This is a genomic window from Paracoccaceae bacterium, assembly GCA_033344815.1.
In the GTDB taxonomy this organism is placed as follows: Bacteria; Pseudomonadota; Alphaproteobacteria; order Rhodobacterales; family Rhodobacteraceae; genus Roseobacter.
In genome coordinates this window covers 2,132,020-2,150,045 of record JAWPMR010000001.1, presented here as the reverse complement: position 1 = coordinate 2,150,045, position 18,026 = coordinate 2,132,020, and the positions used below count along the sequence as shown (strand labels likewise).

18 protein-coding genes and 1 pseudogene are annotated in these 18,026 nt (G+C 54.0%); 13 read left to right on the top strand and 6 right to left on the bottom strand.

Translation table 11 applies throughout. The annotated features are described in order from the left end of the window. Positions 1–70 precede the first annotated feature (70 nt). From R8G34_10005 to R8G34_09975, 7 genes are all read left to right on the top strand, one after another. Complete coding sequence (locus R8G34_10005; protein MDW3223202.1) at positions 71–970, top strand: lysophospholipid acyltransferase family protein; 900 nt, start codon at positions 71–73, stop codon at positions 968–970. A 95-nt stretch (positions 971–1,065) separates the two neighbouring features. Then, positions 1,066–1,875 (top strand): ABC transporter substrate-binding protein, encoded by an 810-nt coding sequence (locus R8G34_10000; protein ID MDW3223201.1) that lies wholly within the window; start codon positions 1,066–1,068, stop codon positions 1,873–1,875. 7 nt (positions 1,876–1,882) lie between these two features. Then, on the top strand, positions 1,883–2,692 hold the full coding sequence (locus R8G34_09995; GenBank protein ID MDW3223200.1) for an amino acid ABC transporter permease: 810 nt from the start codon (positions 1,883–1,885) through the stop codon (positions 2,690–2,692). Beyond that, positions 2,679–3,416 (top strand): amino acid ABC transporter ATP-binding protein, encoded by a 738-nt coding sequence (locus R8G34_09990; protein ID MDW3223199.1) that lies wholly within the window; start codon positions 2,679–2,681, stop codon positions 3,414–3,416. The genes R8G34_09995 and R8G34_09990 overlap by 14 nt, the downstream gene beginning before the upstream one ends. Positions 3,417–3,572: 156 nt before the next feature. Then, on the top strand, positions 3,573–3,980 hold the full coding sequence (locus R8G34_09985; GenBank protein ID MDW3223198.1) for a universal stress protein: 408 nt from the start codon (positions 3,573–3,575) through the stop codon (positions 3,978–3,980). Positions 3,981–4,131: 151 nt separating this feature from the next. Further along, complete coding sequence (pheS, locus tag R8G34_09980; GenBank protein MDW3223197.1) at positions 4,132–5,205, top strand: phenylalanine--tRNA ligase subunit alpha; 1,074 nt, start codon at positions 4,132–4,134, stop codon at positions 5,203–5,205. A gap of 39 nt (positions 5,206–5,244) precedes the next feature. After that, positions 5,245–5,475 carry a phenylalanyl-tRNA synthetase subunit beta gene (locus tag R8G34_09975; protein MDW3223196.1) on the top strand — a complete coding sequence of 77 codons (231 nt, stop codon included), beginning with the start codon at positions 5,245–5,247 and terminating at the stop codon, positions 5,473–5,475. Positions 5,476–5,658: 183 nt separating this feature from the next. Here R8G34_09975 and R8G34_09970 read toward each other — a convergent pair whose 3' ends face one another. Beyond that, complete coding sequence (locus R8G34_09970; protein ID MDW3223195.1) at positions 5,659–6,240, bottom strand: DDE-type integrase/transposase/recombinase; 582 nt, start codon at positions 6,238–6,240, stop codon at positions 5,659–5,661. Positions 6,241–6,775: 535 nt separating this feature from the next. Between R8G34_09970 and pheT the strand changes: the two genes are divergently transcribed. Together pheT and R8G34_09960 are read left to right on the top strand one after the other, a co-directional pair. After that, complete coding sequence (gene pheT / locus R8G34_09965; GenBank protein ID MDW3223194.1) at positions 6,776–9,175, top strand: phenylalanine--tRNA ligase subunit beta; 2,400 nt, start codon at positions 6,776–6,778, stop codon at positions 9,173–9,175. A 25-nt stretch (positions 9,176–9,200) separates the two neighbouring features. Continuing rightward, on the top strand, positions 9,201–9,650 hold the full coding sequence (locus R8G34_09960; protein MDW3223193.1) for a YtoQ family protein: 450 nt from the start codon (positions 9,201–9,203) through the stop codon (positions 9,648–9,650). Between the two features lie 82 nt (positions 9,651–9,732). Here the strand turns inward: R8G34_09960 and R8G34_09955 are convergent, their stop codons facing one another. Further along, positions 9,733–10,437, bottom strand: a complete 705-nt coding sequence (locus R8G34_09955; GenBank protein MDW3223192.1) for a glutathione S-transferase N-terminal domain-containing protein — start codon at positions 10,435–10,437, stop codon at positions 9,733–9,735. Positions 10,438–10,585: 148 nt separating this feature from the next. Here R8G34_09955 and mscL point away from each other — a divergent pair, with 148 nt between their 5' ends. Next, positions 10,586–11,014, top strand: coding sequence for a large conductance mechanosensitive channel protein MscL (mscL, locus tag R8G34_09950; GenBank protein MDW3223191.1), 429 nt, complete (start codon positions 10,586–10,588; stop codon positions 11,012–11,014). Between the two features lie 55 nt (positions 11,015–11,069). Here the strand turns inward: mscL and R8G34_09945 are convergent, their stop codons facing one another. Further along, complete coding sequence (locus R8G34_09945; GenBank protein ID MDW3223190.1) at positions 11,070–11,351, bottom strand: DUF1330 domain-containing protein; 282 nt, start codon at positions 11,349–11,351, stop codon at positions 11,070–11,072. Between the two features lie 102 nt (positions 11,352–11,453). Here R8G34_09945 and R8G34_09940 point away from each other — a divergent pair, with 102 nt between their 5' ends. Then, entirely contained in the window at positions 11,454–12,344 is an 891-nt protein-coding gene (locus tag R8G34_09940) for a LysR family transcriptional regulator (GenBank protein MDW3223189.1), read from the top strand. Here R8G34_09940 and ald read toward each other — a convergent pair. After that, the gene (ald, locus tag R8G34_09935) at positions 12,341–13,459 is read right to left on the bottom strand and encodes an alanine dehydrogenase (protein MDW3223188.1); all 1,119 of its coding nucleotides are present in this window, start codon (positions 13,457–13,459) and stop codon (positions 12,341–12,343) included. The genes R8G34_09940 and ald overlap by 4 nt on opposite strands. A gap of 140 nt (positions 13,460–13,599) precedes the next feature. On the opposite strand from ald, the gene R8G34_09930 reads away from it, so the two are divergent. Both R8G34_09930 and R8G34_09925 read left to right on the top strand, forming a co-directional pair. Continuing rightward, positions 13,600–14,058: an Lrp/AsnC family transcriptional regulator gene (locus R8G34_09930; protein MDW3223187.1), complete on the top strand. Its 459-nt coding sequence runs from the start codon at positions 13,600–13,602 to the stop codon at positions 14,056–14,058. A gap of 604 nt (positions 14,059–14,662) precedes the next feature. Next, complete coding sequence (locus tag R8G34_09925; GenBank protein ID MDW3223186.1) at positions 14,663–16,615, top strand: EAL domain-containing protein; 1,953 nt, start codon at positions 14,663–14,665, stop codon at positions 16,613–16,615. Positions 16,616–17,114: 499 nt separating this feature from the next. Here R8G34_09925 and R8G34_09920 read toward each other — a convergent pair. Further along, positions 17,115–17,243 (bottom strand): annotated as a pseudogene (locus R8G34_09920) (IS3 family transposase). Between the two features lie 292 nt (positions 17,244–17,535). After that, a complete protein-coding gene (locus R8G34_09915) occupies positions 17,536–17,664 on the bottom strand; it encodes a hypothetical protein (protein MDW3223185.1) in 129 nt (42 codons plus the stop codon). Positions 17,665–18,026 lie beyond the last annotated feature (362 nt).

The window sequence follows — 18,026 nt, the reverse complement described above, 5'->3', positions numbered from 1 at the left end:
GTGTGCCTGACCTATTGAGCAAGCGCATTTAAATGCTACAAAGCCACAATCGAACAAACGCGAAGTCCTGATGGCCACGAGCAGTTCCAATATCCAAAATAGCGATGAAGACGTCGATCTGAAGGATCGGATTGTGAGCGCCGTTATCATCGGGATTATCCGGTCTTTGACGCTTTTGCCGTATCGCAGGCGCGTGCCGGTCGGGGGGTGGGTAATTTCGCGCCTTGTGGCGCCGCTGATCGGATATCGTGATCGGATCCGCGATAACTTGCATTTCATCTTTCCCGACATGTCCGAAAAAGACGTCGAGCAGATGACGCGGGATGTGCCGGATCAGATTGGGCGGACGCTGTGCGAGTTATTTTCGCCTAAAAATCTGGTGGCAACCGCAGAGCAAACGCCCATCAGAGGCGACGGGATCGACGCGGTTGATACTGCGCGCGAGACGGGTCGCCCAATCATCATCGTGTCCGGTCATATTGGCAATTATGATATTGCCCGCTCAAAACTGATTCAACGTGGTCACAAGGTCGGCGGGCTCTATCGCAGCATGAATTATAAAGGCTTCAACGATTTTTACGTATCAAGCATATCTCAGGTAGGCACGCCGCTGTTTCTGCGCGGACGTCGCGGTATGGGGGAAATGCTCAAGTTTCTCAAAGCGGGGAATGCCATCGCCATGCTGATTGACCAGCATATGACGTCTGGTGCGCCGCTCACGTTTTTTGGCCATACGGCCTATACAGCGCTTTCGGCGGCAGAACTGGCGCTGCGGTATGACGCGCTTCTCGTGCCCTGCTACGGCATTCGTCAACCGGATGGATTGAGTTTTGAAATGATCGTTGAACCGCCAATTCCGCACACAACGCCTGAGGAAATGACGCAGGCTCTGAACGACAGCCTCGAAGCGCAGGTGCGGGCGAACATGTCGCAATGGCTTTGGGTGCACCGCCGCTGGAAAGCGCAGTAACGCCAAGGTCTGGCGTCGCGATACAGGCTTGCCTACCGCCCGCTCAACGGGGATAGTTCACCTCATAAAACAAACGACCTCGGGGAGAGATGACCATGTGGAAGAAATTGGCAGCGGCCGCTTTAGGAACTGTCCTGATAGCAGGTGGGGCGGCGGCACAAAGCTGCGCCGCAGGTAAAACACTGACGGATGGCAAGCTGACCATCGCGACAGGCAATCCGGCGTATTACCCTTGGGCCATTGATGACATGCCTGAAACCGGACAGGGATTTGAACCAGCGGTAGCCTATGCGCTGGCGATGGAAATGGGGTTTGACGCGGCCGATGTGGTCTGGACGCGCACCTCGTTCGATCAGGCAATTCAGCCGGGTGCCAAGGATTTTGATCTCAACATGCAGCAGTTTTCCATTACAACTGACCGCGAAAAGGTCGTCGATTTTTCTGAACCCTACTACACGGCACCAATGGCGGTGCTGGTGCGTGGGGGCGACGGGCTCGAGGCAAGCCTCGCGGCGTTGAAAGAATTGAAATGGGGTGTTGTTGCCACTACGACAGCCTTGCCCGTGGTGATGGAAAAGATCGCGCCGACCTCGAGCCCGCTGGTCTATGATGATACCGCAAACGTTGTCGAAGCCATGAAGGCCGGGCAGGTTGATGCGGCACTTTTTGATCTGCCCACGGCTCTTTATCTCTCCGCTGTTGTGCTCGAGGGAGGCCAAGTGCTGGGTCAGTTTCCAGCCGATGAAACCGACAATCCGGATCATTTCGGCATGTTGATGAGCGAAGGTAACCCTTTGAAAGAATGTGTCGATGCAGCCCTTGCCACGTTGAAGGAGGAAGGCTCGCTCGCTGGTATTGAAGCGGAATGGTTGCAAGAGGCGACAGGCGTACCACTGATAAAGTAAGGCGTACATGAACCGCAGACAGGCATATGAGGCGGCGGAGCGACGCCGTTCGCTGATTGTTGCTGGCATCAGCACCTTGGCGGTGATTTTGGCAATTGTTCTGTTGGTGCCGCTGGCCCCCGGTTGGCCGCAGGTAAAGACCAGTTTCTTTGACGGTGCGGTTTTTGCGCAAACCTTCCCAACCTTGCTGCGCGCATTTCTGGTCGACGTGATGATCTTTGCGTGGTCGGTACCGATCATTCTGGTCTTGGGTCTTGCCATTGCGCTGGCGCGTGGTGCGCAAACGCCCGCCTTGTTCCCGTTGCGGATTTTTGGCGCGGTCTACGTGGATGTTTTCCGCGGCATTCCGGTTGTTCTGACCATCTATCTGATCGGGTTTGGCGTACCGGGTCTGGGCCTGCCGCGCCCCTGGAACAGTCCGTATATCTGGGGCACTGTGGCACTGGTTCTGACCTATTCGGCCTATGTTGCCGAAGTCCTGCGTTCAGGCATCGAGAGTATTCACAGCAGCCAGCGCAATGCAGCAGTCTGTCTGGGCCTGAATGCCGGCGACACCATGCGCTATGTGATCCTGCCTCAGGCGATCCGCCGTGTGGTGCCTGCAAATATGAACATGTTAGTGGCGTTGCAAAAGGACGTGGCTCTGTTGAGTTTCATCGGCCCGGTGGAGATCTTGCGTCAGGCAGGCATTTACAAGAGCTTGCTCGCGAATTTTACCCCGTATGTTGTTGCGGCCATTATTTTTCTGATGGTGACGGTCCCCGCTACCCGTTATGCCGATTACCTTTTGAACCGGGATCGCAATGCCAGAAGCTAAGCTTGTCCTGCGCGGCGTGCGTAAGTCATTCGGCGAAAACGAAGTGTTGCGCGGCGTTGATATGACAATTCAGGCGGGGGAAATGATTTGTCTGATTGGAGCCTCTGGATCAGGTAAATCGACGCTTTTGCGCTGTATCAACCAGCTGGAACCAATAGATGACGGCGCCGTATTACTGGATGGTCAAGACATCTCCGAACCGGGGTTGGATCTGGGACCGGTGCGGCGGCGGATCGGGATCGTGTTTCAGTCTTACAACCTGTTTCCCCATATGAGCGCGCTGGAAAACGTCTTGCTTGCACCGCGTCGTGTGCTCCAGGAGGATGCCGTCGCCTTGCGTGCGCGCGTTGAGGGTCTGTTTGCTCGATTTGGGCTGGCGGACCATATGGACAAATACCCCGATCAACTTTCTGGGGGGCAACAACAGCGGGTCGCCGTGATCCGCGCGTTGGCCATGCGTCCTGAGATCATGCTGTTTGACGAAATCACCGCAGCGCTGGATCCCGAACTGGTCGGGGAGGTTCTGAATGTGCTACGCCAATTGCGCCACGCAGGCATGACCATGGTCCTGGCCACGCATGAAATGGGTTTTGCGCGCGAATTGGCGGATCGCGTGTGTTTCATGGACGGTGGCGTGATAGTCGAGGAAGGCCACCCAGATCAGATTTTCAGCGCACCAAAGGTGGCGCGCACGCAGGAATTCTTGCGATCCGTTCTGCGTTGATCCATTGTTTCCATGCGGCCACTTCACAGGATGGCAGCACCATAAGGGCAGTGCCAACAAAGTTGCCTTCGCCTTGACATAGCGCAAAGCCGGGGTTTCCCGATCATCCTAAGATGTCCAGCACGTCGCCCAAGCAAACATATTGGAGGTAGGACCATGTATAAGAAAATTCTCGTCCCGGTGCTTTTTGATGAAGGACATGATACAGGGGCCTCTTATGCCGCCGCGCGTGCCTTGGCCAGCGAAGGGGCCGAATTTATCGTGATGCATGTGCTCGAAGAAATACCTGCCTATGCGTCATCAGAAATTCCGCATGATATACTGGAGAAAACCCATAGGACTGCAGCGCAGGCATTGGAAAAGTCTGCCAAGGCATTGCCAGGTGCAACGATCGCGATGATCTCTGGGCATGCCGGGAAAACCATCGTCGATTATGCCAGTGAACATAACATAGATTGCATCGTTTTGGCATCTCATCGACCGGGGATTGAGGATTTCTTTCTTGGCTCCACAGCCTCTCGGGTGGTGCGCCACGCAAAATGCTCGGTCCACATTTTTCGCTGATGACTGGGGTCGGTACGGGGTGTTAAATCAGGTCACCACCCGCGCACCAGCGCGCCTTTTGGATCCTTTTTGATCTCCAGACGGGCGCGCCTGCCTTGCATTCATCTGCCATTCTGCTAGCACCGCTTCAACATGAACCTGTGAGGCAGAGATGGACGATCTCAAGCAAAAATACCTGGGCCAGATTGCGGATGCCGCGGATGAGTCGACACTGGAGGCCATCCGCTTGGCGGCGGTGGGCAAGAAAGGTGAGGTGGCGCTAAAGATGCGCGAGCTTGGCAAGATGACCCCCGAAGAACGGCAAGTCGCTGGCCCGGTGCTTAACGCCCTCAAGGAGGAAATCAATTCAGCACTCAGTGCCAAGAAGTCCGGCCTGGCGGATGCGGCATTGGATGCACGGTTGCGCGACGAGTGGCTGGACGTAACTTTGCCCGGACGGAACCGCCCGCAAGGAACGATCCACCCGATTTCGCAGGTCAGCGAAGAGGTCACGGCGATTTTTGCCCAGATGGGGTTTTCGGTCGCCGAAGGGCCGCGCATCGACACCGATTGGTATAATTTTGATGCGCTGAACATTCCGGGTCATCATCCGGCGCGCGCCGAAATGGACACGTTCTACATGCACCGCGCAGAAGGCGATAATCGCCCGCCTCATGTGTTGCGTACGCATACCAGCCCGGTCCAGATCCGATCGATGGAAAAGATGGGCGCGCCCCTGCGGATCATTTGCCCGGGCGGCGTTTACCGTGCCGATTACGATCAAACCCACACGCCGATGTTCCATCAGGTAGAGGGTCTGGCGATCGACAAAGATATTTCTATGGCGCACCTGAAATGGGTACTGGAGGAGTTCGTAAAATCCTACTTCGAAGTGGACGGCGTCGATTTGCGGTTCCGCGCGTCGCATTTTCCCTTCACGGAACCTTCTGCTGAGGTCGATATCCGCTGTTCATGGGAAGGCGGGACGCTGAAAGTCGGTGAAGGCGATGATTGGCTGGAAATTCTGGGCTCGGGGATGGTGCATCCCAAAGTGTTAACGGCGGGGGGTATTGATCCCGACCTTTGGCAGGGGTTTGCATTTGGTATGGGAATCGATCGGATCGCTATGCTGAAATACGGGGTACCGGATTTGCGGGCCTTCTTTGACTCTGATCTGCGCTGGTTGCGTCACTATGGATTTTCCAGCCTTGATCAACCCAATCTGCACGGCGGGTTGAGCCGCTAGACGTCGACGGGCATAGTGCGACGTGCTACCGTGTCGGCGATGAACAGACAGAAAAAAACTACAGGAATCGCGCCGCGGGTGATTTTGGTTGCCGTGATGGTGTGTTTTATCTTGGTAGCTCATGTTTTCATGTGGTTGTCGGACATGCCGCGCAACATGAAGATTGTTTTCACAATTCTGAATGCAGCGGGCTGGACGATCGTGCTGGTCCCGATCTTGCTTGTAGATAAATGGCTCGACGCGATCCGTGATCGCAATTCTGACACCTGAGGGTTCGTGAAATCGTGTTGTCACATTAACTGCGTTCCCAAAGAGAACGCCTGATGCTGGTATATCAAGCTGCTCGTGTAACGGCCTTCCAGGCGTCAAATGCTTCGAGGCGGTGATAACTGATTGTTAGGGCGGAACGACGGCGGGCTGGAACTGAGAAGCAATTTCGGATGGTTGAGGGGATCAATACAAACCGCTGCAAACCTCCCGGTGAGCGATATTCCTGTATTGCCCTTTCCCGCTTTCGGAATGGCAAGTGGCTGTTCTCCGCTCGATTGTTGAGATCTTTGTCGGATCGATGTTCGACGCCTGGAACAATTTCACGCTTGGCCACGCAGTAGGATCACAGCTTGTCGGTGATGAAGCGCTTTGGTGTCTCCTTTGCCTCTTCATCAATCGGTACAGCAGACGCCTCGCCGCCTTCTCGTCGCGCCTACGTTGGAGAATTTCATCCAACACAACGCCGTTCTGATCGACGTCGCGCGACAGCCAGTACTTTCTGTCTTTGATCTTCGCTACAACCTCGTCCAGATGCCAAATATCGCAGGATCGAGGTTGCCGGCGGCGCAAGCCACGCACGATAAATGGACCAAGCTTCACGATCCGTCGTTGAATGGATTCGTACGAAACATTGATCCCTCGTTCCAGAAACATCCCCTCGATCTCGTGGAAGCTGAGATTGAAACGGCAATGTAACCAGAACGCATAAGTGATGATTGCTGGTGGAAACCGGTGGCGCTTGTAACTGATTGATTGTGTGCTCATCCGATATGCCTAAGAGCAAATGCGATGGTCGGCAAATCTGGCCGGTTAATCTGACAACACCCGCCAATATCTTCCATGGACGTCTCCTCCCACAACGTGGTGATCACACCACCAGCTTGGCGCATCGTTGTCGTCGCAGGGGCGTCAAACACCTCGGATACCTAGAAGCGACTTCCGAAAACAGGCCCAAAAATTACGTACGAACAGCACCCAATTGACGGAACCGCTGCAAGTAAGGATTTGGACAGCCCGGTGTTGTAGCGGCGCGGGTCAATTGTCCGTAAAATTGCAGCAGGTTCCCTTCCCGTCTTTGAAGTGGTCCGTCTGGGAGGACTGCACGTCTGGGAGGGTGAGTCTGGACATCTACCGGGGCTGCTGCTTCATTCCGCATGGCTGGATTGCGCGGCGCATAGATGAATTGCTAGGGCAGGCAGATTCGTATCCGTAGGGTGGGCCTTCGGGCCACCTATGGCTTTCCCCCCTGCGCTCTTTGGGCTATCAGGGCGCGAAACAGAACTGACGCCGGTGATACCTCATGAAATTCACGCTCTCCTGGTTGAAAGACCATTTGGACACAACCGCCACACTCGATGAAATTGTCTATGCGCTGACTGATCTCGGGTTGGAAGTCGAAGCTGTCGAAGATCGTGGCGCAAAACTACGTGATTTTACCATCGGATATGTCAAATCTGCCGAAAAGCACCCGGATGCCGACCGTCTGCGCGTGTGTCAGGTCGACACGGATGAGGGAGAAAAACAGATCATTTGCGGCGCGCCAAACGCACGCACCGGCATAACAGTGGTTATCGCCAAACCGGGCGTCTACGTACCCGGGATTGACACCACAATCGGCGTTGGAAAAATTCGCGGGATCGAAAGCTTTGGGATGATGGCCTCAGAGCGTGAGATGGAACTCAGCGATGAACATGACGGCATCATCGAATTGCCCTCTGGAGAAGTTGGACAATCCTTTGTCGACTGGCTGGCAAAAAATGACCCTGCCAAAGTTGATCCTGTCATCGAGATCGCGATCACACCAAATCGACCTGACGCTCTCGGCGTACGTGGCATTGCACGTGATCTGGCGGCGCGGGGGCTTGGAACGTTGAAAAAACGCGATGTTCCGGCAGTTCCGGGTGAATTTCCCTGCCCGGTGAGCGTTACCATCGAGGGCGATACGCTTGATCAATGCCCAGTTTTTTATGGTCGCGTCATCCGCGGGGTTACAAACGGGCCTTCACCCGCGTGGCTTCAGGACTACCTGCGGGCCATCGGATTGCGTCCGATTTCATTTTTGGTCGATGTGACCAATTTCTTCACCTATGACCGCAACCGGCCATTGCATGTCTTTGATGTCGATAAGATCGCAGGTCACGCTTTGCGCGTACACCGGGCCAAAGGCGGTGAAACCCTCATGGGGCTGGACGAAAAAGAATACACTTTTGCCGAAGGTATGACCTTGATTTCAGATGCCGACGGCGTCGAGAGCATTGGTGGCGTCATGGGCGGGTTGGGATCAGGCTGCACTGAGGAAACAACATCTGTGTTCCTGGAAGCGGCATATTTCGATCCGGTTCGGACAGCCTATACCGGACGTGCGCTCAAGATAAACTCCGACGCGCGTTACAGGTTTGAACGCGGTATTGACCCCGCATGGACACCGTATGGCATCGAACACGCGACCCAAATGATCCTGGATCATGCGGGCGGTGAAGCATCTGAGGTTATCGTTGCGGGTAAGGTCCCTGATCCCGACCGGGCCTACAAATTGGATGCAGCAAAAGTGCAGTCTCTGGTTGGTATGGACATCCCCGAAAGCGAGCAGCGTCAGACCCTGACGTCGCTGGGCTTCATTCTCGAAGGCAATCTGGCGCATGTGCCAAGCTGGCGTCCGGACGTTCAAGGTGAGGCGGATCTGGTCGAAGAAGTGGCGCGTATTGCCTCGCTGACCAAACTTGAGGGGAAACCCTTGCCGCCTGTAACCGAGGGTGTGCCCAAGCCGGTGCTGTCACCGATGCAGCGCCGCGAAGGCAATGCCCGAAGAACCTGCGCCGCACTTGGATACAATGAATGTGTTTCCTACAGCTTCATTGACCAGCGATCGGCCAGCCTTTTTGGCGGTGGCGATGATGCGACGCGCCTTGAGAACCCCATCAGCAGCGACATGAGTCATATGCGTCCCGCGCTTTTGCCAGGGTTGTTGCAGGCTGCCGCACGCAATCAGGCACGGGGTTTTGCAGATCTTGCGTTGTTTGAAGTTGGTGCCGCCTTTCAGGGGGGGGAGCCGGGCGAAGAACATCTTTTGATCAGTGGCGTGCGTGTAGGTCGCACGGCCCCGAAAGATGTGCATGGCACATCGCGCGACGTGGATGTTTTTGACGTCAAGGCGGACGCAGAAGCCGTCTTGTCAGCAATGGGCGCACCGGCAAAGGTGCAGATCCTGCGGGGTGCGGCTGATTGGTGGCATCCGGGACGCCATGGTATGATTTGCTTGGGCCCCAAGAAAGTTCTTGGCGTGTTTGGAGAAATACACCCGCGTGTGTTGCAGGGAATGGATGTCAAAGGACCCGTCATGGCCTTCACGCTTTGGCCAGCCGAGGTGCCGGTCTCCCGCAAAACCGGTGCCAGCCGCGGCGCGTTGGAGATCAGCGATTTGCAGGCGGTTGAGCGGGACTTTGCCTTTGTTGTGGACGTCCACGTTGAGGCACTTACGCTTGTGAATGCTGCCATGGGCGCAGATAAGGCACTGATCTCGGAGGTGCGCATTTTTGACGAATTCATCGGTGGTAATTTGGGTCAGGGCAAGAAATCTCTCGCATTGACCGTGCGAATGCAACCGACCACGCAAACGCTGAAAGACGAAGATATCGAAGCCGTGAGTGCAAAGGTGATCGACAAGATTGCCAAGGCCACAGGCGGCGAATTGCGCGTTTGAGCAGATCAGACTGAAGGAGAGAAAAATGGCGTTGAAAGTATACTTGTCGGGTGAGATTCACACCGATTGGCGCGACCAGATAATGACAGGTGCAGCGTCGCTGGATGTGACATTTGATAGCCCGGTGACAGATCACGCCGCAAGCGATGATTGCGGCGTTGCCATTTTAGGGTCGGAAGACAATAAATATTGGCATGATCACAAAAGCGCCATGGTCAATGCGATCCGCACCCGCAAGGGGATTGCAGATGCCGATGTTGTGGTCGTGCGGTTTGGCGATCAATACAAGCAGTGGAACGCCGCTTTTGATGCGGGGTACGCGTCAGCTTTGGGAAAATCACTGATTATTTTGCACGGCCCTGATCACGCACACGCGTTGAAAGAGGTCGATGCCGCCGCTCTGGCTGTCGCACAGGAGCCAGCACAGGTTGTCGAAATTCTTAAATACGTTTTGACAGGCAGTTTGCCCGGATAGAACACTGACGATCTCTGGCCGCCTGAATTATACTGGCAATTGGAAGAGGCACAGGGCGATTTGGCCGCCCTGTGCCAGTGCTTCAGGCGGGCTCGCGGGGCGGTATCTGCAGGCCTTTTTCAACTGCTGGCCGTGTTAGGAAACGCTCCAGATAGGCCGCAACGTTTTTATAATCTGCAAATCCGACCGCCTCTTTTGCACCGTAAAAATCAAGGGCACGAAGCCAGGGCGCGATCGCGATATCGGCGATGGAATACTCGCCTGCAATCCATGTTTTGCCATCCAAGACACCATCCAACATGCTCAGCATGCGCTTGGCCTCATCGATATAGCGCTGTTGCGGGCGTTTGTCTTCCCACTGCGATCCGGCGAATTTGTAAAAGAAGCCGAGTTGGCCGAACATCGGGCCCAGACCGCCCATCTGGAACATGACCCATTGCGTGATATGCGCTTTTTCGGTCGCGTTGGACCCTATCAGCTTGCCGGATTTCTCCGCAAGATACAGCAGGATTGCACCACTCTCAAACAAGCTCAGGGGCGACCCGTCCGGACCGTTTGGATCAATAATCGCCGGAATTTTGTTGTTTGGGTTCAGGGACAGAAATTCTGGACTTTTTACATCCGCATCCGACAGCGTCACAGTATGAGCCTCATATCGAATGCCCATTTCTTCCAGCGCAATGGACACTTTCACGCCATTTGGCGTCGGAAAGGAGTAAAGCTGCAGAAGTTGTGGGTCTTTTGCTGGCCATTTGTCGTTTATTTTGAAGTTTGACAAGTCGCCCATCAGGCTTCTCCTTTTTCAGATTACGGGTAACACATAGGCGGATTTCCCCGCAAAAACAGCCTCGTCTGCGCGCAGCAATGTGTTAACAAACGCACATTGGGCAGGAACGGATTGAAAATGCCCGCGACAAACAGAGTGAGGGACAATAATGATTAAAGAATTCAAGGATTTTATCGCCAAAGGCAATGTGATGGACATGGCCGTCGGCATTATCATCGGGGCGGCGTTCACGGCCATTGTCACCTCTCTTGTGGGTGATCTGATAAACCCGATCATCGCGCTTTTTACCGGTGGCATCGATTTCTCGGGCTGGTTTTACGTACTGGGTGAAGAAAGCTTTCCTTCTATCGAGGCCGCCACCGAAGCGGGTGTGCCTGTTTTTGCGGTAGGCAAGTTCGTCATGGCTGTGATGAATTTCACCATCGTCGCTTTTGTCGTGTTTCTGTTGGTCAAGATGGTGAACCGCATCAAAGAAGGCGCGGAAAAAGAGGCAGAAGCTGCGCCTGAGGAACCTAAAGGTCCGTCTGAGTTGGACGTCCTTTTGGAAATCCGGGATTCGCTGAAGCGCACAGATTGACCTGCCCAAAGGTTTTCAGAAGGCCCGCCGCCCCTTGGGCTGCGGGCCCATGTGATTAAAGAAGTGTGATCAACGTCCGGGCCCCTTTGGTGCGAAGCGCATGTGTTTCAGCGAGATCAGGATCGTCAATCCAAGACTGCGCCGCACCGCGATCCGGGAATGTCAGAATTGCAACGCCGTCTGCCAGCGGCTGATCTCCTTCCAAACGCGTCAGCTCGGTGGAGGCCTGGAGAATTGCGCCGCCGTGACGGGCGAGCGCTGCTCCGGCTTTTTCGCGATAGGCGGCAAGGGCTTCGGGGTCTTTTAAAGTCAACGTGGCGACGGCATGGGTGGTCATTTTTCTGTACTCCTGAACTATTGATGTCACACGGAAATATGATCACTGGACCTGTGCGAAAACACTTCATGCTTGCAACATGCATGTGCAATAACGCTCAGCATGATGGATTGGAACGATCTCAAATATGTTTTGGAAACCGTGCGCCACGGAGGGTTGAGTGGTGCGGCGCGCGCATTGAAAGTAAACCATGCTACTGTTTCGCGCCGGATCGCGGCTGCAGAACAGGCGATGGGCGCAAGGCTGTTCGATCGTGCCCCGGGCGGTTACCGCGCGACGGATGCGGGGCGCGAAGCTGCGCGCATAGCTGAACGAATGGAGGTCGCGAGCCATGAACTGAGCCGCAGCCTTGGCGCAAGGGATCAGCAATTAAGTGGGGCTTTGACGATCACGGCACCTCAACTGATGGTCGAGCGGGTTCTGGCGCCGATGCTGAAGGACTTCAAAGGAAAATACCCCGAAATTGACCTGAAAGTCATCGCAGCAAATCGCCAACTCAATCTTGCAGCGCGTGAGGCTGACGTCGCGTTTCGTATTTCAGAGACGCCCGGTGATACGCTGGTAGGACGTCGTGTGACGGAACAATCGGCCGCTGTATATGTGGGTAAGGAACAGGCCGCTCGCCTTCGGGCGGATCCGCTCGTTCCATTGGATTGGATACGGTTTGCGCACTGGCCAGGCCCACCGGAGGCATTGAAAGAAGCGTGGCCTAATCGCCGCGTGACCCTGACTGTGGATGATATGTACGCGGCCTTGGCGGGTGTCAGAGCTAACATCGGAGCAACCCGGATGCCCTGTTTTCTGGGCGATGTTGAGCCTGAAATGGAGCGATTGGCCGGGGTGGCGTTGCTGCCGTATCGGCCGATTTGGATCCTGACCCATGCTGATTTGCGGAATACGCGAAAGGTGACGGCGTTTACAGAGTTCGCCGCCACCAGAATTCAAACGATGCGCCCCCTTTTTGAGGGGCGCGGGTTGGATGGTGCCGTCTAAGCCTTGATTGCGACAGTTGGTGAGATCACGTCGATCCCGAGAGCCTTGCCGACGGCATAGTAGGTCAGTTGACCTGCATGTACGTTCAGACCGTTCATGAGATGAGGATCGTCGGAACATGCCTGGCGCCAGCCCTTGTCGGCCAGCGCCAACATGAAAGGCATGGTCGCATTGCCAAGGGCGATGGTCGACGTGCGGGCAACGGCACCCGGCATGTTGGCTACACAATAGTGCATGATCCCGTCCACGTCATAAATGGGGTCCTGATGCGTTGTGGCTTTCGAGGTTTCAAAACATCCACCTTGATCAATCGCAACATCGACCAGCGCGGCTCCGGGTTTGAGCATGCTGAGTTGCGCGCGACTGATCAATTTTGGTGCCGCCGCACCCGGAATCAAGACTGCACCGATGATCATATCCGCCGCTTGAGCCAATTCGATGGTATTGCCCGCCGAAGCATAGGACGTTTTGAAGGTTTTCCCGAAAACGTCGTCGAGATAGCGCAAGCGCGGCAGAGCGCGATCCAGAACCGTAACGTCTGCGCCCATCCCGGCGGCGATTTTGGCGGCATGCGTGCCGACCACGCCGCCCCCAATCACCACGACGCGGGCGGGTCCAACACCCGGAACGCCACCCATCAGGACACCGCGCCCGCCGTTGGCTTTTTGTAGCGTCCAGGCGCCGACTTGAGGCGCAAGGCGACCCGCGACCTCAGACATTGGCGCGAGCAAGGGCAATCCGCCGCGATCATCCGTTACGGTTTCATATGCAATGCAGGTTGCGCCTGATGCCAAAAGGTCACGCGTCTGTTCGGGGTCGGGCGCAAGATGCAGGTATGTAAACAGCAGCTGCCCTTCGCGCAGCATCTGACGCTCGCCGGCCTGAGGTTCTTTGACTTTGATGATCATGTCTGCGGTCTCAAAAATCTCTTTGGCCGTCTGGATCATACGGGCACCGGCGGCGACGTAATCTGCATCTTCGAACCCTGCACCAGCACCAGCGCCTGACTGTACAACCACGTCATGACCATGATTGACCGCCTCCTGTGCGGCATTGGGTGTGATGCCCACGCGAAATTCCTGAGGTTTGATCTCTGTAGGGCAGCCGATAATCATGGGGGTCTCCTCCACCAAAAAGTTCGGGCGAGGAATACTGCACTAATTGTGCAATTAAGTATCAAAGATAGCTCGCCTTATAGGCTAGATGTGGAATATACTGTCGTGATACGGAGAAAAGTCAGGAAATTATTGCGCATATGAGCTTGGATACAACTGATAAACGGATTCTCAAGGCGCTTCAGCGCAAAGGACGCATGCCAAACGCCGAACTGAGCGAAGTCGTGAACTTATCCCCTTCCGCGTGTCACCGACGGGTGCAGCGATTGGAAAAGGACGGTTACATCAGCGATTATGTTGCACTCCTCGATGCGCGAAAAATGTCTGTCCCAACGACAGTATTTGTAGAGATTACCCTGCAAGGGCAGGCGGATGAAGTTCTTGACGCCTTCGAAAAAGCAGTGCGTCGCATACCGGATGTTTTGGAATGTCATCTCATGGCGGGCAGTGCGGATTACCTCTTAAAAGTTGTTGCGGAAAATACAGAAGACTTTGCGCGCATTCACCGCCAATATCTGGCGCGTTTGCCGGGGGTGGGCCAGATGCAATCAAGTTTTGCGTTGCGCACAGTTTTCAAGACAACAGCGTTGCCGGTTTAGAGAAGTAGGACCGATTGGGTGAGCCTGTTTGCAAGGCAGATGCCTTTCCAGTGAACCTGAAATGTGGTTGATACCCGGCGTCCCGCAGACCGTTGAAGGAAGTTCCCAAGAAAAGGAACCATATACCCAATCAGAGAGATTTAGGGCTTTACGGCCATTCCTCTGTGCGTGCAGAGCCAAGTAATGTGCAGAGAAAATAGCCAAATTTGTAGTTTGCCACACAAAAGGGTGCGACAAGGCGCAAGAATACGCCTGCCAAATGACTGTGTTGTATGTTCACGCCCTACACTATGACGGTAGTATGTGTCGTGGCTTGTATTTGGGGGAGGGACCACGGCCACGTGACGTCTGCGTTTAAACGAAAACGATTGAGGAACAGCCGCAAGACTCGCGCGGGCAGTGTTTGAGCGTAGCCCTATCTGTTCTCCGTTGTTTTGAGTTTGAATAGAAAGCAGAACTAGGCTTTCTGCGGAGGTCCAGCCCTGGATATTAGTTCATGTGCACATGCAGCATCGTCTTGCAGAACGATAACCGCCACCACCAGAATTGATCAATTCTTAAAGCTCTCGTGACAAACAAGTAATTGGAGCGTGAGGAATGGGTGATGAGACAATTTTTTCGGGCAATAAAATTTGGCGTGCCAGTTATTTTCGCAATGGCCGCAATTTGGGCGGTTACGGAGAATAGCATAAACAACGCGGTAGAGCGCGGGGTCGTCAGAGAGGCGGCAAACAAAGCTGAAAATTGGGGTATGTATCTGGCGAACCGCATTCCAGATTTGGAGCAACTTGCGGTCACCGGAATTCCGACGCGCGAACAAAAGCAGGTGATCCAAGAAGTCCGAGAAGTTGGCGATATTTTCAGATTCAAACTCTTCACGTCTGACGGACGACTTTCTATGGTCTCCGATGATGCCGACCTGGCCAGTCCTCCAGGGGTCGCCAGCTTAGCAGATTTCGAAGCGTTTCAGGTGGCCTCAACTGGTGCTCCGGTCGTGGACGTTTTTGACGGTACAAATAATCCAAACCGCCCGGACTTTTATGCGGAAGCCTACATTCCCTTGATGGGTTCTGATGGGAGCGTCAGAGCAATAGTTGAGGTATATGTCGATCAGACGACGACGCGTACATATTTTGAAGAAAGTTTCAGAGATCTCAGTCTTTTTTTCATGGCCTTGTTTGCACTGGTTTTTGCTGTGCCGGGACTGGCTTTTTGTTTGCAGCGTGTCTTCGCTGAGCGCTCCCGCAAGACCGCCGAGTTTCTTGCGAACTTTGATCCTCTTACCGGTCTGCTCAATCGACGTGAGTTCGTCATTCAGGCCGAGCGCGCGATAAGGCAAGGCAATTTGTCGGTTGTATGCTATCTTGATTTGGATCGTTTCAAGTCGATCAATGATACGTACGGCCATTCTGCGGGTGACGCATTTTTGGCTCATGTGTCTCAGATCATACGTAAAAACAGCCGTGGTGAAGATGTATTGGCAAGGTTTGGCGGCGACGAATTCGTTGTTGCGTTCCAAGGTATCGACATGGAGTCAGCCGTTCATCGCATGCGCAAGATCCTGACTGAATGTAGCGTTGAGGTTGAAGTAAGGAACGCTAAAGTTTCCGGTTCAATAAGTGTGGGCTTGGCAAAAGTCGAGGCTGGCGAGACCCTTGAAAAAGCACTTAGCAACGCGGACCTCGCGCTCTATCATGCGAAATCGTCCGGCAGAAACGATTTCGCGGTTTATGGAGAGGAAATGGGGCAGGAGCTGCGCAGACGGCATGCCTTGGAGAAAAGACTAAGGGATGCTACCCGAAACTTCGATTTTTCTATCCATTACCAACCTCTTGTTGATGGTAGTAATCAAAATCTGGTTGGCTATGAGGCGTTATTGAGGCTCGCAGATACTGACGGAACTTCGATTCCTCCTACCACATTTATTCCTCTTGCCGAAGAGTTGGGTTTGATCGAACAGATTGGTGCTTGGACCATAAAAACGGCAACGCGTGAAATGGCGGCTTTGGATGATAACAAAGTATTAGCAATCAACCTGTCGACGGACCAGTTCACAAGCGGCGAACTCGTAAATACAGTGCGCGATGCTTTGAATGCGTCCGATTTTCCGGCCAGCCGCCTGGAACTTGAAATCACGGAGTCCTTACTTCTGGAAGACAGCCCATTTATCGAAATGCAGATTGATACGCTCAAGGAAATGGGAGTCGCAATTGCCATGGATGACTTTGGAACCGGCTTCTCCAGTTTGAGTTACCTTTGGAAATACGGGTTTGACCGGCTCAAAATTGATCAGTCCTTTGTCGCGGCGTTGGAGGAAAATCCAGAGCGGTCCCGTGAAATAATTGAAACTGTAGTGATGCTTGGCGATCGTCTTGATATGAAAATCACGGCAGAAGGGGTGGAGAATGCCGATCAATCTGAGTTGCTCACCGCGTTAGGCTGCGACGTACTTCAGGGCTTTCTCTTTGGCAAGGCTGTACCGTTCGTCGATTTGCCCTCGCCATCGAGCAACTCATCGCCTGCTTCAGGGATAGGTGGTTCCTCAAAGCAGAGATGAAAGACTCATGAGGTCGCCCAAATGTTAATTGTTTTGAGGTCATTGTCGTTCTGCGATCAAGAGGCAGGCAACTGAATATGGAACCGCCTTTGCGAGACTGGGCCAGCACTTGGTATTTTATCAGAAGCGTTCTTTTTTGTACTTCGCCGCTGTCCGCGTTTTGCGTGTTGAAACCGTGCGTTCTGGTTTCAGATCAGTCGATTTCGTTTTGGTCCAGCTTACTCGCGATTCCTGCCAGAAGGGCAACAACCTGACAACGCTCTTACGCCGGATCAAAAATACTAAGGACGCATTAGGCGCGATTTGGTGGTCGTTTGTGACACAATGAAATTTGGATCCGTCTCTTATCCGGTAAAATCGTACTGCCATGAACGGGAAGAGCGCAGCTAGTCAACTTAGGGGTCACACTTCCTATTTGATCTAATCCCCCATCCTTGGACATTTTCCGCATAAGTTAAGCTATTCATTGCTCCTGCTGATCGGTTTGGTTTTCATCGTTTCACAACCAAAAAACCATGGCTGGTGTTTTGCCGCCAAGAGTAGAATGTAGGCATTTCTGGTTTTGAAAATCGATCCACTTGGCAATCCCGGCGCGTGCCTCGGATCAGGCTTCCAAAGCGTGCAGATATCCCCAACCAATTCAGCTTGTATGCTTAGCGCCCCACAAGTCTCAATGGATGTTTCATACAGGGTGGCGACCAAGTACAGAAAACCGCGCCCATCTGCAGAAAGGTGATGTCTGCGATCCAAGCCTGATTGGGCCTATCCATCCGTAACCGCGCAGTAGGTAGAGATACGTCTTGTTCCCTTCCGCCGGCCCACTGGTGTAGGGCTTCTGGTAGACCGCCAAAAAGCCCGTCATTTTCGTGAGCCAGCGCATGCACTTCTCATTTCACTAGATGGCCCTCGTTTCGCAGGTATCAGGTTGTCTGCCAGGCACCGAAGAATGATATCTCGAGCATCACCTGACGCTTTAGCGCGAGGCTCACCGCCGTCTCGCCCTTGTTTGATAGGAAAACGATGACCGCGACATCGGCAGCAACTTGCATTGCCTACCGACCTAGAGGCTCTGATTATCCTTTTCAACCATGCTCCGCCTCACATCAGGCTGCAGATTTTGAGCTTTCATGACTTAAAATTGCTGGCCATCGCCAATTCATCGATCTTCGCAGGCAAGTCTTTGACCTGTTCTTCGTCAGTTTCCGGGGCTTTCTTGTCGCCTCGTTCAAAGACGCCAAACGCGCCCTCACGCAGCTCTCGATTCCAGCTGGATTATTCTCGAATGCACGCCAAACCGGCTGGGCAACTCTTTTACCATGCGCTCACCTTTTCAGGACTATGGTTCTTTCGTTTCGACAACTCTGATCTGCCTTTCATCAAAAATCAGCAGACAACAAAGCGTAGCCTACGT

Bases quoted from the DNA above. Each gene is read 5' to 3' on its own strand.
- mscL (MDW3223191.1), top strand. From the start codon at position 10,586: ATGATTAAAGAATTCAAGGATTTTATCGCCAAAGGCAATGTGATGGAC.
- R8G34_09985 (MDW3223198.1), top strand. From the start codon at position 3,573: ATGTATAAGAAAATTCTCGTCCCGGTGCTTTTTGATGAAGGACATGAT.
- R8G34_09975 (MDW3223196.1), top strand. From the start codon at position 5,245: ATGAACAGACAGAAAAAAACTACAGGAATCGCGCCGCGGGTGATTTTG.
- R8G34_09960 (MDW3223193.1), top strand. From the start codon at position 9,201: ATGGCGTTGAAAGTATACTTGTCGGGTGAGATTCACACCGATTGGCGC.
- R8G34_09930 (MDW3223187.1), top strand. From the start codon at position 13,600: ATGAGCTTGGATACAACTGATAAACGGATTCTCAAGGCGCTTCAGCGC.
- R8G34_10005 (MDW3223202.1), top strand. From the start codon at position 71: ATGGCCACGAGCAGTTCCAATATCCAAAATAGCGATGAAGACGTCGAT.
- R8G34_09940 (MDW3223189.1), top strand. From the start codon at position 11,454: ATGATGGATTGGAACGATCTCAAATATGTTTTGGAAACCGTGCGCCAC.
- R8G34_09955 (MDW3223192.1), bottom strand. From the start codon at position 10,437: ATGGGCGACTTGTCAAACTTCAAAATAAACGACAAATGGCCAGCAAAA.
- R8G34_09925 (MDW3223186.1), top strand. From the start codon at position 14,663: ATGAGACAATTTTTTCGGGCAATAAAATTTGGCGTGCCAGTTATTTTC.
- R8G34_09915 (MDW3223185.1), bottom strand. From the start codon at position 17,664: ATGCAAGTTGCTGCCGATGTCGCGGTCATCGTTTTCCTATCAAACAAG.
- R8G34_09970 (MDW3223195.1), bottom strand. From the start codon at position 6,240: ATGAGCACACAATCAATCAGTTACAAGCGCCACCGGTTTCCACCAGCA.
- R8G34_09995 (MDW3223200.1), top strand. From the start codon at position 1,883: ATGAACCGCAGACAGGCATATGAGGCGGCGGAGCGACGCCGTTCGCTG.
- pheT (MDW3223194.1), top strand. From the start codon at position 6,776: ATGAAATTCACGCTCTCCTGGTTGAAAGACCATTTGGACACAACCGCC.
- R8G34_09990 (MDW3223199.1), top strand. From the start codon at position 2,679: ATGCCAGAAGCTAAGCTTGTCCTGCGCGGCGTGCGTAAGTCATTCGGC.
- R8G34_09945 (MDW3223190.1), bottom strand. From the start codon at position 11,351: ATGACCACCCATGCCGTCGCCACGTTGACTTTAAAAGACCCCGAAGCC.
- pheS (MDW3223197.1), top strand. From the start codon at position 4,132: ATGGACGATCTCAAGCAAAAATACCTGGGCCAGATTGCGGATGCCGCG.
- R8G34_10000 (MDW3223201.1), top strand. From the start codon at position 1,066: ATGTGGAAGAAATTGGCAGCGGCCGCTTTAGGAACTGTCCTGATAGCA.
- ald (MDW3223188.1), bottom strand. From the start codon at position 13,459: ATGATTATCGGCTGCCCTACAGAGATCAAACCTCAGGAATTTCGCGTG.